This window comes from Rhizobium lentis, from assembly GCF_014200175.1.
GTDB lineage: Bacteria > Pseudomonadota > Alphaproteobacteria > Rhizobiales > Rhizobiaceae > Rhizobium > Rhizobium mulingense.
In genome coordinates this window covers 41,338-55,462 of record NZ_JACHBD010000015.1, presented here as the reverse complement: position 1 = coordinate 55,462, position 14,125 = coordinate 41,338, and the positions used below count along the sequence as shown (strand labels likewise).

General features: G+C 61.7%; 17 protein-coding genes. 10 read left to right on the top strand and 7 right to left on the bottom strand.

The window, feature by feature from the left end:
- Positions 1–192 precede the first annotated feature (192 nt).
- Complete coding sequence (locus GGI60_RS27520) at positions 193–804, bottom strand: PilZ domain-containing protein (protein ID WP_183913723.1); 612 nt, start codon at positions 802–804, stop codon at positions 193–195.
- 124 nt (positions 805–928) lie between these two features.
- Positions 929–1,573, bottom strand: coding sequence for a PAS domain-containing protein (locus GGI60_RS27515; protein WP_183913725.1), 645 nt, complete (start codon positions 1,571–1,573; stop codon positions 929–931).
- A 263-nt stretch (positions 1,574–1,836) separates the two neighbouring features.
- Here GGI60_RS27515 and GGI60_RS27510 point away from each other — a divergent pair, with 263 nt between their 5' ends.
- Complete coding sequence (locus tag GGI60_RS27510) at positions 1,837–2,625, top strand: rhomboid family intramembrane serine protease (RefSeq protein WP_183913727.1); 789 nt, start codon at positions 1,837–1,839, stop codon at positions 2,623–2,625.
- 95 nt (positions 2,626–2,720) lie between these two features.
- Positions 2,721–3,155, top strand: a complete 435-nt coding sequence (locus GGI60_RS27505; RefSeq protein WP_183913729.1) for a CBS domain-containing protein — start codon at positions 2,721–2,723, stop codon at positions 3,153–3,155.
- A gap of 59 nt (positions 3,156–3,214) precedes the next feature.
- Here the strand turns inward: GGI60_RS27505 and GGI60_RS27500 are convergent, their stop codons facing one another.
- The 3 genes from GGI60_RS27500 to folE all read right to left on the bottom strand — a co-directional run bounded on the left by GGI60_RS27500 (position 3,215) and on the right by folE (position 5,385).
- Positions 3,215–4,177, bottom strand: coding sequence for a patatin-like phospholipase family protein (locus tag GGI60_RS27500; RefSeq protein ID WP_183913731.1), 963 nt, complete (start codon positions 4,175–4,177; stop codon positions 3,215–3,217).
- A gap of 116 nt (positions 4,178–4,293) precedes the next feature.
- Positions 4,294–4,746, bottom strand: a complete 453-nt coding sequence (gene hisI / locus GGI60_RS27495) for a phosphoribosyl-AMP cyclohydrolase (RefSeq protein WP_183913733.1) — start codon at positions 4,744–4,746, stop codon at positions 4,294–4,296.
- Between the two features lie 24 nt (positions 4,747–4,770).
- The gene (gene folE / locus GGI60_RS27490) at positions 4,771–5,385 is read right to left on the bottom strand and encodes a GTP cyclohydrolase I FolE (protein ID WP_010004221.1); all 615 of its coding nucleotides are present in this window, start codon (positions 5,383–5,385) and stop codon (positions 4,771–4,773) included.
- A gap of 307 nt (positions 5,386–5,692) precedes the next feature.
- On the opposite strand from folE, the gene GGI60_RS27485 reads away from it, so the two are divergent.
- The 4 genes from GGI60_RS27485 (at position 5,693) to thrS (ending at position 9,330) form a co-directional block, all read left to right on the top strand.
- Positions 5,693–6,139 carry an iron-sulfur cluster assembly scaffold protein gene (locus GGI60_RS27485; RefSeq protein ID WP_183913735.1) on the top strand — a complete coding sequence of 149 codons (447 nt, stop codon included), beginning with the start codon at positions 5,693–5,695 and terminating at the stop codon, positions 6,137–6,139.
- Positions 6,140–6,144: 5 nt separating this feature from the next.
- On the top strand, positions 6,145–6,549 hold the full coding sequence (gene yidD, locus GGI60_RS27480; RefSeq protein WP_183913737.1) for a membrane protein insertion efficiency factor YidD: 405 nt from the start codon (positions 6,145–6,147) through the stop codon (positions 6,547–6,549).
- Between the two features lie 126 nt (positions 6,550–6,675).
- Positions 6,676–7,203 (top strand): DUF1697 domain-containing protein, encoded by a 528-nt coding sequence (locus GGI60_RS27475; protein WP_183913738.1) that lies wholly within the window; start codon positions 6,676–6,678, stop codon positions 7,201–7,203.
- A 120-nt stretch (positions 7,204–7,323) separates the two neighbouring features.
- The gene (gene thrS, locus GGI60_RS27470) at positions 7,324–9,330 is read left to right on the top strand and encodes a threonine--tRNA ligase (RefSeq protein ID WP_183913740.1); all 2,007 of its coding nucleotides are present in this window, start codon (positions 7,324–7,326) and stop codon (positions 9,328–9,330) included.
- A gap of 146 nt (positions 9,331–9,476) precedes the next feature.
- On the opposite strand, the gene GGI60_RS27465 is transcribed toward thrS, so the two are convergent.
- Complete coding sequence (locus tag GGI60_RS27465; protein ID WP_183913742.1) at positions 9,477–10,574, bottom strand: hypothetical protein; 1,098 nt, start codon at positions 10,572–10,574, stop codon at positions 9,477–9,479.
- A gap of 113 nt (positions 10,575–10,687) precedes the next feature.
- Between GGI60_RS27465 and GGI60_RS27460 the strand changes: the two genes are divergently transcribed.
- The 3 genes from GGI60_RS27460 (at position 10,688) to GGI60_RS27450 (ending at position 13,127) form a co-directional block, all read left to right on the top strand.
- Positions 10,688–11,272, top strand: coding sequence for a nitroreductase (locus GGI60_RS27460; protein ID WP_183913744.1), 585 nt, complete (start codon positions 10,688–10,690; stop codon positions 11,270–11,272).
- Positions 11,272–11,880, top strand: coding sequence for a flavin reductase family protein (locus tag GGI60_RS27455; RefSeq protein WP_183913746.1), 609 nt, complete (start codon positions 11,272–11,274; stop codon positions 11,878–11,880). Before GGI60_RS27460 ends, GGI60_RS27455 begins: the two co-directional genes overlap by 1 nt.
- 101 nt (positions 11,881–11,981) lie before the next feature.
- A complete protein-coding gene (locus GGI60_RS27450) occupies positions 11,982–13,127 on the top strand; it encodes a DUF2336 domain-containing protein (protein WP_183913748.1) in 1,146 nt (381 codons plus the stop codon).
- Here the strand turns inward: GGI60_RS27450 and GGI60_RS27445 are convergent.
- Positions 13,124–13,534 (bottom strand): hypothetical protein, encoded by a 411-nt coding sequence (locus GGI60_RS27445; protein ID WP_183913750.1) that lies wholly within the window; start codon positions 13,532–13,534, stop codon positions 13,124–13,126. The genes GGI60_RS27450 and GGI60_RS27445 overlap by 4 nt on opposite strands.
- A gap of 129 nt (positions 13,535–13,663) precedes the next feature.
- Here GGI60_RS27445 and GGI60_RS27440 point away from each other — a divergent pair, with 129 nt between their 5' ends.
- A complete protein-coding gene (locus tag GGI60_RS27440; RefSeq protein ID WP_183913752.1) occupies positions 13,664–14,122 on the top strand; it encodes a GNAT family N-acetyltransferase in 459 nt (152 codons plus the stop codon).
- The last annotated feature ends 3 nt before the right edge of the window (positions 14,123–14,125 follow it).

The window sequence follows — 14,125 nt, the reverse complement described above, 5'->3', positions numbered from 1 at the left end:
GCGGCAGCACTCCAAGCGTGCCTTCCAAAGCCGGATTTGTTGCCGCTTGCAGGTCTATTGACGCGAGGCGCAGGTGTCTTCAACGCGACCAGACCGGGAGCCCGCCGGACCTCGAAAGCGTCGTCGGTGGAAGTCCGTCGAGAATGCACTGCTGCGGAGATTGGGAAGGGCAGGAGGTTTCGCACCAGCCTGTTAAAGGAATTCCCGCAGCGTCTCGCGGGACTGGATCGACAGGAATTCGATCGCCACGCCTTCGACGAAATGGCGCACGACACGGCCGCGCATATTGCCGAGACGCACCGCCGTTCCGATGGAAGGACGCATCTCGACGTCGATGGCAGCGCCCGACAGCGAAAGGTCCATGATGCGGCAGTCATAGCGCGTGCCGTCATCCAACGTGAGCTCGGTCTTCGTATCGCGCGGCGTCAGGCGGTCGTGGCGCCGATCTTCCGGCAGGCCGAGCTCGTGCTTGTTGGCAAGCCAGGTGAGCTGGGCGGCGAGCTTTTCGCGCTTCCGTTCGGTGGCGTTGATCGACATGGTGAAGCCGCGACCGTCGATTGTCTGGACATAACCTTCGACACGCCCGAGATGGTCGATATAGGCGACGACGCGTTCATTTGCGCGCGGCCGGCCGGAGCAGATGACGTACATATCGCCGGGCGACATGTCGATCACGATGCATTCAAACTCCTCGTAGTTCGCAAGCATCAGCCGGCCCTGCATATTGATCGGCACACGCTGGAAAACGCCTTGTTCAGGGCGCGGCGCAGGTCTTTGCGTCTGAGCTGGCTGGAACGAGTGCATCAAAAGGCTTCTTCATGAAAATCTCAGAGGCCAATCTTTATCCCCAATCCATTAACAGAAGGTTGTCTCGGCGCCCGCCGACATAGCCGAAAACGAGTATGGCCGCGGTCCTGAAACGAGACGCTCAGCGCGCCTCGGCACTCAGGAGCTGCGACACCACGCGGCGCATGGCTTGGCCGAACCCGATGCTTTTTCCCGCGACGATCTCGTTGATCGGGCGCAGTTCGGCCGGCGTGACCTTGCTGGATTTTTCCGGCAGGAGGCGGCTGCGGTCGAGCGCTAGGAATTCGAGTGGCACGATCTCCAGCCAGCTTGCAGCCGCCACCGGCGCGATCGCGCCGAGCACCCGGTCGCAAGCACCGTGCGACGATCGCAGCGGCATCATGATGATCTCGAAGGAGGCCTGGTGCCCGACGGTGCTGTAGCCGGTGGCATTGAACAGGGCCGGCATGGCGTGGTCCATGACACCCATCGCGGTGCGTTCGATATCCGCGTGCTGGCCATGCGCCCAGAGCGATGAAAAGCGCTCGCCGCGCAGGTCCCGGCCAAAGAGATCGCAGATGCGGGTGCCGGCGAGCCGGAAAACGATGTCTCCGTCCTCGCGCGCCTCGAGGATGAAGAGACTTTGCAGTAGATGAGGTACGGCGGACGGTTCGACCTGGGATTTCAGCGGCGCGTCGGCGGCGCCGCGGATACGGTTCCAATAGTCAAAAATTTCGATGGTCGTTTGCACACGCATTTCACACCAACCTGTCCCATTCCGGAGCATTTGCGGGCACTCATTGCCCTTACAGCTTCTACCTTGCGGATTTCATGCCAAATCCCGGCCGTTAAGGTTAAGAAAGAGTTTCGGTTGAGGCGTGGCGTCTGTCGTGGCACTGTCGCGCCATCACTTCGACTTTCGAAGTTCTGCACAACCTGCCCGGGCCGAGATCTTTCCTCAGTGTTCCCGGTACGCCGTCCGACCTTTCGGGCGGCTTTTTTTTTGACCATCGCTCCTGTATGGCTGAGACCACAACGAGGCGAACACAGATGAATGAGCAGACGGGCGAGCCGCAGAAGGTGCCCGAACCTTTTGAGGCCCAGCCGCCGGCGCGGCCCCCGAGCGTACCGGTCTTCAACCTCCCACCGGCGCTGTTTTTCAGCCTTTGCCTGCTTGTCGTCATCTATGCGGTGCAGGCGCTCGTCCTGTCAGACGATGCTGTCAACTGGCTGCTCCTCACCTTTGGCTTCGTTCCCGCCCGCTACGTGATTCCACTGTCGCAGCAGGGTTTCGAGCTGTTCTGGACGCCGGCCACCTATTCGCTGCTGCACGGCAGCGTCCAGCACATCGTCTTTAACGCCTTCTGGCTGATGGCCTTCGGCGCGCCTGTGGTGCGCCGTATCGGGACATCGCGATTCGTGTGGTTCTGGCTGTTTTCCGCCACTGCCTCCGCCGCTCTGCACGCGGTGCTCAACTGGGGAGACGTGTCGCTGCTGATCGGCGCGTCCGGAGTCATTTCCGGGCTGATGGGGGCGGCCTGCCGCTTCGCCTTTCCCGCTGAGCGACGTCCAATGCTGGCGGCGCATCTCAATGCCCGGCTATCCATTGTCGAGGCGCTGCTGAACCGGACCGTCGTCATCTTCATGCTGCTCTGGCTGGTTGGCAACGCTCTGATCGCCGTCGGCATCCCGCTCGTCGGCGACAGCGATCAGGAGATTGCCTGGGACGCGCATATCGGCGGCTTCGTCTTCGGCTTCTTTCTATTTTCGCTGTTTGACCGGCCACCGCAGCCGCCCGAGGAACCAACCGAAGCGGAGAAGGATGTGTTGCAATCCTGAGCGGGGCAGTGCACCATCGAACCATTCGCGATCGGGGGGAGAAACCGTCGCGGATAGCTGTGACAAGCGTTACAGTTTCGACATAGGAGGTTCGAATGACCAGTTCAGTCAAAGCAATCCTCGACCTAAAGGGCAGGGACGTCATTACCGCCGGGCCCAACACGACCGTCGCCGAGGCAGCCGTCATCCTGAGCAAGAAAAAGATCGGCGCCATCGTCGTCGTCGGCATGGAGAATCGGATTTCGGGCATGTTCACCGAGCGCGATCTCGTGCATGCCATCGCCAAACACGGCAAGGACGGCCTCGATCAGACACTCGGCCAGGTCATGACCGCAAAGGTCTATCGGTGCCATGAGGAGACGACCGTTAACGAATTGATGGAACTGATGACCAGCCGCCGTTTCCGTCACGTGCCGGTGGAAAGAAATGGCAAGCTTGCCGGCATCATTTCGATCGGCGACGTGGTGAAATCGCGGATTGCCGAAGTCGAGCGCGAGGCCGAGGATATCAAGGCCTATATTGCCGGCTGAACTTGCCGATTGGTCCGAACGATGCCGTCGTGCCGAGCTGCCTGTTGCGGGACGACGCCTCATGGAGCGCTGGCGTAGACTTCCTGCATGCGCTTGATCTCGGGAAGCCTGGCTCTGGCTTCCTCGTAGCCGCGTTCGATCGCCTCACCGGCCCGGTGGAATTCTGAAAGGCCGATATAGCTGAGGCGCGGCTGCAGCGAAATGTCGGGCGGATCGCCGGCAAGGCGGGCGCGGGCAATCCTGTCTTGAATGATGTTGAAAGCCTGCACCATGACGCCGGTCATGCCGAGGCGGGCGTAGGGCGCCTCTTCCTGTTTCTGCACTTCCTGCGGCGAGAGGCTGGCATTGTGCCGGACGACGGCCGAGCGGCCGTAGAGGTCGTAATTGAGATTGACCGCGACGACCAGCGGCTGCTCATAGGCGCGGCAAACGGAGACGGGAACGGGATTGACCAGCGCGCCGTCGACCAGCGTGCGGTGATTGCTGCGCACCGGTTCGAAGATGCCGGGCAGGGCATAGGAAGCGCGCAGCGCCGTGATCAGTGAACCATTGGCGATCCAGACCTCGTGGCCGGTATTGACCTCGGCGGCGACCGCGACGAAAGGCCGGTCCAGATCCTCTACATTGAGGCCTTCGAGATGCTCCTGCATACGCTTGGTCAGCCGCATGCCGCCGAACAGGCCGCTGCCGCCGATGGTCAGATCGAGCAGGCTTGCGATCCGGCGCATGGTCAGCGAACGCGCGAAGGTTTCGAGTTCGTCGAGTTTGCCGGCAAGATAGCAGCCGCCGACCAGCGCGCCGATCGACGTGCCGGCGATCATGCCGATTTCGACCCCGGCTTCGTCAAGGGCACGCAATACGCCGATATGAGCCCAGCCGCGGGCCGCGCCGCCGCCGAGCGCGAGCGCGATCTTGATTTTCTTGGCAGGCGCAGGAGAAGGAATTGTCTCGAGTATCGTTGGCATGCCGGAACCGGAACCTTCGCCTTCAGCGCTTTGACGATGCAGACTCCAGTTCAGCATTGCGCTCTCCCCTCCCAGTAGAACACTTATGTCACACAATGTGGCCGATCAGTTGCCAAATGGTATATAGAAGCGGTTTCTGGCACAATAAGGGGCAGATGCCGGGAAAGTTCGACCTATTTTCCGTAGATGTCCTGCGGATCGAAATGACGCTCGTCGTCAACGATGTCGAGCATCGGCTTCCCTTCCTGCAGCGTGACCGTCCGGTAGAAGCAGGAACGGCGGCCGGTGTGACAGGTGGCGTCATGGCCGGCGACCTCGACCTTCAGCCAGATGGCGTCCTGATCGCAATCGGTGCGAATTTCCTTCACCGTCTGAAGGTTGCCCGAGGTCTCGCCCTTCTTCCAGATTTTGCCGCGCGAGCGGCTGAAATAATGGGCGGTGCCGGTCTGGATGGTCAGCGCCAGCGCCTGAGCGTTCATATGCGCCACCATCAGCAGTTCGCCGTCGCCGGCGTCGGTGACGATCGCGGTGATCAGGCCGCGATCGTCAAAACGCGGCGTGAAATCGCCGGCGTCTTCCAACGCCGACTTGTCCTCGGATGGTTGATTGAAGATCAGGTGACTCATCGCGGCCTCCTGCGAGAGCCGGTATCAGCGGCTCCGCACCATGCTCATGAAACGGGCCTGATCGGCCGGTTCCGTTTTGAAGGTTCCCGTGAACGTGGTCGTCAACGTCGTCGAACCCTGCTTCTGAACGCCGCGCATCGCCATGCACATATGTTCGGCCTCAATCATCACGGCAACGCCGCGCGGCTGCAGCGTATCGTCGATGGCGCGGGCAATCTGCGCCGTCATCGTTTCCTGCGTCTGCAGGCGGCGGCCATAAATCTCGACGACACGGGCAATCTTCGACAGGCCGAGCACGCGTCCATCCGGCATGTAGGCGACGTGGGCCTTGCCGATGATCGGGACCATGTGATGTTCGCAATGCGAGTAAAAAGGAATGTCCTTGACGAGGACCATGTCGTCGTAGCCAGCGACCTCTTCGAAGGTCCGTCCCAGCACGTCCTCAGGCGCCATATCGTAACCGGCGAAAAGCTCGCGATAGGCTTTGGCGACACGGGCGGGCGTCTCGATGAGGCCTTCGCGCGTCGGATCGTCACCGGCCCAGCGCAACAGAACGCGCACGGCTTCCTCCGCCTCCTGCTGGGAGGGGCGGTCCGAGTCGCGGTTCGGCTGCGGAAAGTTCTTTACGATGGCGTCCATGATCAATGGTCTCCTGGTCCGCACCGCGGACCCATCTGTCGGAATTGCCACTGGTCAGTCCCATGCGGGAATTCATGCACCTTTGGCAGGCTCCGGGGCTTTCGGGGCAATTCATGCCCGTCCGGCACGGTTTCCCAATCAAACTTACACAAGACCATTGCATTTTCATGGCCTTCGAACGACATACATATAGGAAGACGGCCATGGTATGTAAGTATCCTCAGGCGACACTGTGTGTTTTTTGTTTCAATAACAATAACAGCGCCATTAAGGCCGATCCGCAGCGATTTTGGAGCGGAAACCCAGCATGGATGACATCTACAACAGCAAAATCCTCGAATTCGCCGGCAATATTCCATTGACCGGCACGTTGGCGGACGCCGATGCGACCGCTCAGGCACACTCCAAGCTATGCGGTTCCAAGGTGCGGATATGGCTAAAGATGGACGGCGATGTCGTGACTGCTTTTTCGCATGACGTGAAAGCCTGCGCACTCGGCCAGGCATCGTCCTCGATCATGGCGCGCCATGTCGTCGGCGCCACATCGGGTGAATTGCGGCAGGCGCGTGAGGATATGCTTGCCATGTTGAAGGCAGATGGGGTGGGTCCCACCGGACGGTTCGAGGACATGCGCTACCTGTTGCCCGTGCGCGACTATAAGGCTCGCCATGCCTCGACGATGCTGACCTTCGACGCGGTCGTCGATGCGATCGGACAGATCGAGGCGAAACGGGCGGAAGTGATCGAGGCATAACCGAGATGTGCGAGTTCTGCGTCCGGCAAGCTGACGATGAGGGCGATGGCGGCGCGGCCGGATCGAGCCAGCCGCGCGAAAGGCTTGCGCGCTATTCCCGCAATTATACCGGCCCGTTCCGCAAGACCCCCGACCGCCTGCTCGGCATGGGGCTGATCCGCCTCTATCAGTTGACGCTTTCCGGCTTTGTCGGCAATTCCTGCCGCCATATCCCGACCTGCTCCGAATACGGCTATGAGTCGATTGCCCGGCACGGATTATGGGCCGGCGGCTGGATGACGCTGTTTCGCGTCGGCCGCTGCGGCCCGGGCGGCACCAGCGGCCTAGACCCGGTGCCCGAGGCGCTCGGCGACGGCTTCCGCTGGTGGACGCCCTGGCGGTATCTCTCCCTCGGACGCAAAAGCGGGTGAGCGCCATGACGACATTACGCGAAGACGTTCGCGTGGCAAAGTGCCGGGAGCGCCGACGGGCGATGTGCGGTCACCATTCGGTGACCGTGGTTTCTTACCTGGAATAACCGAGGAGTCCTGGCGGCCATGAGCACCTTCATCGCCCTCCTGCACAGCATCGTCCTAACACCTGATCGCCGCGTGATCATGGAAGATTTGCGCGCGCTTGCTAAAGAGCTGGGTTATCGCGAACCGCGCACCTTGGTTTCGACCGGCAATCTTGTTTTCGAGGCAGACGAAATGCGCCCGCATGAACTCGAGGTCGCGCTGGAAGAGGGCTTCGAAGAGAAGTTCGGCAAACATGTCGATATCATCGTGCGCAGCGACTGCACCTGGATGGCGCTTTGCAGTACCAATCCGTTCAGGGACGGCAGCGGCGACCAGGTGATCGTCCGGGTGATGCGCCTGCCGGTCGACCCTGAGAAGGTCGAGGCTTTGAAGCCGCTGATGACGGAGGGACAGCGCATCGCCATCGTCGGTGGCGACCTCTGGATCGATTTCGCCGGCAAGCCGAGCCAATCCAAGCTGCTTTCGGCACTGACGACCAAGCGGATAGGCATCGGCACAATGCGCAACTGGAACACGGTCTGCGGCCTCGCGCACATGATCATGTAGGCCGCTCCTTCTTTACTCCCGAGGGAAATCTGAGTATCAGGCGGCAGCGCATCCAAGGACGGAGGCGCTGTCGTTGCAACCACCCGCATTCGTTGGCGGGACTGGACAAGGAGAATTTCAATGTCCCAAGCTATTTCCCTGACATTCCCCGATGGTTCCGTGCGTAGCTTCCCGGCTGGCGCAACCGGCAAGGATGTCGCCGAATCCATTTCCAAGTCGCTCGCCAAGAGCGCCGTCGCCATTGCGATCGACGGCGCCGTGCGTGACCTTTCCGACGCCGTCACGGATGGCAAGATCGAAATCATCACTCGCAAGGACGCGCGTGCGCTGGAACTCATCCGGCATGACGCCGCGCATGTGATGGCCGAGGCCGTACAGGAACTCTGGCCCGGCACCCAGGTAACGATCGGCCCGGTCATCGAAAACGGCTTCTATTACGACTTCGCCAAGAACGAGCCGTTTACGCCCGACGATCTGCCGAAGATCGAAAAGAAGATGAAGGAGATCATCGCCCGCAACGCGCCCTTCACCAAGCAGATCTGGTCGCGCGACAAGGCCAAGGAAGTTTTTGCCGACAAGGGCGAACAGTACAAGGTCGAGCTCGTCGATGCGATCCCGGAAGGCCAGGATCTGAAGATCTATCATCAGGGCGACTGGTTCGACCTTTGCCGCGGTCCGCACATGGCCTCGACAGGACAGGTCGGCACCGCCTTCAAGCTGATGAAGGTTGCCGGCGCCTACTGGCGCGGCGACAGCAACAACGCCATGCTGTCGCGCATCTACGGCACGGCATGGGCCGACCAGGCCGATCTCGACAACTACCTGCATATGCTGGCCGAAGCCGAGAAGCGCGACCATCGCAAGCTCGGCCGCGAGATGGACCTCTTCCATTTCCAGGAGGAAGGTCCGGGCGTTGTTTTCTGGCACGGCAAGGGCTGGCGCATCTTCCAGACGCTCGTCGCCTATATGCGCCGCCGGCTGGCGGCCGACTACCAGGAAGTCAACGCGCCGCAGGTCCTCGACACGTCGCTCTGGGAAACCTCGGGTCACTGGGGCTGGTATCAGGAAAACATGTTCGCCGTGAAATCGGCGCATGCGATGACCCATCCCGAAGACAAGGAAGCCGACAACCGCGTCTTTGCGCTAAAGCCGATGAACTGCCCCGGCCATGTGCAGATCTTCAAGCATGGCCTGAAGTCCTATCGCGAGCTGCCGATCCGGCTTGCCGAATTCGGGCTGGTGCATCGCTACGAGCCGTCGGGCGCGCTGCATGGGCTGATGCGCGTGCGCGGCTTTACGCAGGACGACGCGCATATCTTCTGCACCGACGAGCAGATGGCTGCCGAATGCCTGAAGATCAACGATCTGATCCTGTCGGTCTACGAGGACTTCGGCTTCAAGGAAATCGTCGTCAAGCTTTCGACCCGGCCCGAAAAGCGCGTCGGTTCCGACGCACTCTGGGATCGTGCCGAAGCTGTGATGACCGACGTCTTGAAGACGATCGAGGCGCAGTCCGAGGGCCGCATCAAGACCGGCATCCTGCCGGGCGAGGGCGCGTTCTACGGTCCGAAGTTCGAATATACGCTGAAGGATGCGATCGGCCGCGAATGGCAGTGCGGTACGACGCAGGTCGACTTCAACCTGCCGGAACGCTTCGGCGCGTTCTACATCGACAGCAACTCCGAAAAGACGCAGCCGGTGATGATCCACCGCGCCATCTGCGGCTCGATGGAACGCTTCTTGGGTATCCTGATCGAGAACTTCGCAGGCCATATGCCGCTCTGGGTATCGCCGCTGCAGGTGGTGGTCGCGACGATCACCTCGGAGGCCGATACCTACGGTCTCGAAGTGGCCGAGGCGCTGCGCGAGGCCGGTCTCAACGTTGAGACCGACTTCCGCAACGAGAAGATCAACTATAAGATACGCGAGCATTCGGTCACCAAGGTTCCTGTCATCATCGTCTGCGGCAGGAAGGAGGCCGAAGAGCGCACGGTCAACATCCGCCGCCTCGGCAGCCAGGACCAGGTTTCGATGGGGCTCGACGCTGCGGTCGAGGGCCTGACGCTCGAGGCGACACCGCCGGACCTGCGTCGCAAGGCCGAAGCAAAGAAAGCCAAGGCGGCTTGAAAATACCCGGAATACGACAGCGCCGAACCTCGGCGCTGTCGAATAAAAGCGGGGCATTCCGAGCCCCAGCTACTCTTCGAAGTATCTTCCAGCCCATAATGGAAACTGACGATTAAAGCGCTGGCCGATCCGCGTGCGCGGTAAAATCAATCCAGGCTGGCGCCGTCACCGCCCTGCGGCACGAGCTGTTCGTAGGAGGGCAGGGGCGCTTCCGGAGCCGGCTGGACACCCGGCGGAGACGGCGTACCGGCCGGCACCTGCTGCACCGTGCGGGCCGCACTCTCCGGCTGCTGCGGCTGCTGGTCTTTCATCAGAACTTCGACATCGGTGTTCCTGCCGGCGACCACTTTGAAATCCCGCTGGTAGATCTTGTCCTTGTTGCGGGCGACGGCGGAATATTCGCCTTCGGCAAGCACCATGGTCGGAAAGGCGCTGACGCTTTCGCCGACGCTGTCGCCGGCTGCCGTCAGGATCGACCAGGCCGTATCGGCGATCGCCTCGCCGCCGGCTTCGGAGACCAGCTTGAAGGTGATCTGGGCGGCGCGATGCTGGATCGTCGCCTCGGTCAATTTGCCGGCCTCGACCTGGATGTCGGCGCGGATGACGGCATTGACGCTGCCATATTCGGACACGATGTGATAGGTGCCGGCATTGAGGCGCACGACCGTGTTCGGAGAGACGTCGGCCACGACGAGGCCGCGCTCGCCGTCGTCGCGGACTTCCGAGGAATAGATCGAGAAGCTCAACTGATCGGGGCGGATGCGGGCATCGGTGCCGGAGACGGCATTGAGCAGCAGGCCGCCGGCATCAAGCACCATCACCTGCTTGTCGACCTGGCCGTCGGCCGGCACCGTCAGCTTCTTGGTGACGCCGGCGCGGCCGAAGGAGACATTAACGAAATAATCGCCCGGAGCGAGCTGGAAGGCGGCGGGTCCGCCCTTGGCGCTAGCGATCAGCGGCAGCTTGCCGTCGGTCCCGGCGATCGGGCTGAAGACGTACCAGGACAGACCATCCTCGACAGGCGTGCCGTCGGCCGTCAGCTTGGCTTCCATCGCGACGTCGCGCAGCTTGGCGGCTTCGGGGGCGGTGCCGGGCGCGATGAAAGCGTTGAGCTTCGGCATCTTCGGCGTCGATTCGATCTGCTTGAAGTCCTTGAAAGCGTCCTGCGCGCCGGCGCCGAGGGGCGTCACTACCATCAGGGCGATGGCGAGGCCGAGGCGTGCAAAAGGCGAAATGCCAAACATCTGTTTCGTGAACCGATTGACTTCTGAAATCGCAAAGGCCACTTCAAGACCAACGCGATGGCAAATTCAAGACCCACGCTTTGCAGCAGCATAAAAATGAAAGCTTCTCCCGCATGAAATCCGACATCAAGCTGATTGACTATCTCGCCGTGCGTCGCTCCATCCCCGCTTTCCAGATGTGCGAACCAGGCCCCGAGAAGGCCGAAATCGAGGAAATCCTGCGTCTTGCCTCGCGTGTTCCCGATCACGGCAAGATCGCGCCCTGGCGCTTCATCGTCTATCGCGGACGGGAGCGCGTCCGCCTCGGCGAGGCGCTGCTGAGACTGGCGCTCGAGACGAAACCCGACCTCTCCGAAGAGATGATCCAGGTCGAACGCACCCGTTTCACCCGCGCGCCTGTGGTCGTGGCCGTCGTCAGCAAGGCAGGGCCGCACATCAAGATCCCGGAATGGGAGCAACTGATGTCGGCCGGCGCACTCTGCCTCAACGTCATCCTGTCAGCCAATGCCCATGGGTTCGTGGCCAACTGGCTGACGGAGTGGTTCGCCTATGATGAGCGCGCCTATCCGCTGCTCGGCGTCGAACCGGGCGAAAAGGTGGCGGGCTTCATCCATATCGGTTCGACGACATTTCCGGCAATCGAGCGGCCGCGGCCGGAGCTTGCCGACACCGTCACCTGGATCGGTGGCGAGGATTGATGTTCTACACCACCGACAGCAACCGCCATGGGCTGGCGCATGATCCCTTCAAGGCGATCGTGTCGCCACGGCCGATCGGCTGGATCGGCAGTAAGGGCAGGGATGGCTCGATCAATCTCGCGCCCTATTCCTTCTTCAACGCCGTCGCCGACCGGCCGAAGCTGGTGATGTTTTCCTCCGCCGGGCGCAAGCACAGCCAGCGCAACGCCGCCGAGACCGGCGTCTTCACCTGCAATTTCGTCAGCCGCGATCTTGCCGAAAAGATGAACCTTTCCTCGGCCGCACTGCCCTACGGCGACAGCGAATTCGGCTTCGCCGGGCTGACGCCGAAGCAGGCCGAACTCATCGATGCCCCCTATGTCGGCGAGGCGTTCGCGGTGCTCGAGTGCAGGGTTACCGAGATCATTGAGCCGAAGACGCTGTCGGGTGCGCCATCCGAAAACGTCATGGTGTTCGGCGAGGTGATCGGCATCCGCATCGACGAGGCGATTGTCAGGGATGGCCGCCTCGACATGTCGATCGCCCGGCCTGTGGCCCGGATGGGCTACATGGATTACAGCGAGGGTAGCGATGTCTTCGAGATGCTCCGGCCGCAGGTCGAGGGCTGACGCGAAGGCATACAAAGGCTTAAGAAATATGGTGAACGAATCTTAAACTTTTTGCCGCTACGGTCGCAGCAATGAAAGGAACGCGAGGGAATCGCGTTCAAGTGCTGGGGCGTCGCGTGATCGTAGAAGCTTTCCTTCGTTGGATCGAAACGGCCAAGACCGGCGATCGGGCCCGGGCCGCGAACGCACTCGGTCGAGCCTATCTGCAATCTCAGATGAGCGTGGAGGAGCGGGCGGCGGCCGAGATGGCAATGACCTTTCTGCTCGACGATCCGTCGCCGCGCGTGCGGCTTGCGCTTGCCGAGGCGATCGCCTGGTCGCCAGACGCGCCGCGCAGTCTGGTCCTTTCGCTTGCCGCGGATCAGCCTGAGATCGCCTGCCACGCCATCACCTGTTCACCGCTTCTGACCGACGCCGATCTCGTCGATCTCGCCGCACGCGGCAATGGCCCAACCCGGATGCTGATCGCGGCGAGGGCGCGTGTGACGCGGCCGGTTTCAGCCGCCCTTGCGGAGGTCGGCGATGAAGAGGAGCTGCTCTGCCTGCTCGAGAACGAGGGCGCTGTCATTTCCCGTCTTTCGTTGAAGCGCATCGCCGAACGGCTCGGCGACTGCTGCGAGATCCGCAATCTTCTCCTCGAACGCAGCGATCTTCCGGCCGATGCCCGCCAGCTTCTGACCCAGCATGTCAGCAATGCGCTGGTCGGTCTGCCGCTCGCTCAGGCGGCAATCGGCCTGCAGCGGCTCCAGCGGATCAGCCGCGAAGCGACTGAGGCTGCCATCGTTTCGATCGCCGGCGATATCGCGCCGCGGGAGATACCCAACCTCGTCGAACATTTGCGCCTCAGCGGCCGCCTGACGCCGTCCTTCATGATGCACGCCCTCTGCTCCGGCAAGGTGGACTTCTTCGCCGCAGCGATCGTCGATCTGACAGGCTGCGGCGAGCGCCGCGTGCGCTCGATCCTGGCGACGGGACGCATGCATGCGGTGCGTGCGCTTTATGAATCCGCCGGCCTGCCGAGGGATATCAGCGTGATTTTCGTCGAGGCAACGCTGCTCTGGCGCGAGGCCTCCAGAAAAGCGCCGGGCAGCGTGCTCGGCAATGTCTGCGGCCGTCTGCTTGAAAAATTCCGCCATCATAACGGCGAACATGGCGCGGTCGGCGAGCTGCTCGACATGGTGGAAAAGCTGCATGTCGCCGAACAGCGGCAGTCGGCCCGCGTCTATGCAGCGCTTGCGGCCGCTTAATCAGCGATCCGTGTCACCACCCAGGAATAGCTGGCGGATACGAAGTGCACAGGCTTAGAGAGTGTCTCCTTGACGTCTCGGCCCGACGGAAGATGTGCGCGGACCTGACCGGCGATGTTTTCAGCAAATCCGGCGAGTCTTCCCACGGGTTCCTCCACAGGCTCGGGTGCTGTAATGGTCGCAGGCACGGGCGCCGGCTTTGGCGGTTCGGCGGCGGCTTTCGGCGCCTCACAGACAGCGATCACCGAGGGGTAATTGACATTGGTATAGGCCTTTAGCCGGCGTTCGGCTTCGGCATCGCAAGCGGCAACCGTTTCCCAGCGTTTGTCGACGGTCGCAACATAATTGCATTGGCTGACGGAATCGTCGCAACCGAGAACGGTCATCACGATGAGCACCGCTTGCATATTCTGCTTCCTTGGCTATTGAACCTGATATCGCCTTAGACGGCGGAATTCCAACCGAAACAAGGCGAGAGCATTAACTCTTCGTCATGTCGAGGCAAAAGTTGCGTCTTGCAAGAATCGGGAGCCAGCATGTCCGTTCGTATTGCCCAGGAGCCGCCGCGGCAGGAGGGCGTCATCCGCCTTCTCGATCTCTCCGATGCCTATGCGGGGGCGCTCTATCCCGCCGAGAGCAACCATCTCGTCGACCTCTCCTCGCTGGAGGAGCCTTCGGTGAGTTTTCTGGTCGCGCGCCATGATGGGGCGATCGTCGGGTGCTGCGCGCTGGTCGAGGCCGGCGACGGCACGGCGGAGATCAAGCGGATGTTCGTCGACCCGCAGGCGAGGGGACTGAGGATCGCCAGCGGCCTGATGAACGCGCTGGAAGCGATCGCGAGGGAAAAGCGGCTGACGGCGGTCCGGCTCGAGACCGGCATCTACCAGCCCGAGGCGATCGCTCTCTACCGCAAATACGGATACCGGGACATCGATCCGTTCGGCGCCTATCTGCCGGATCCGCTCAGTCTGTTCATGGAAAAGCGGCTGGGATAGCAG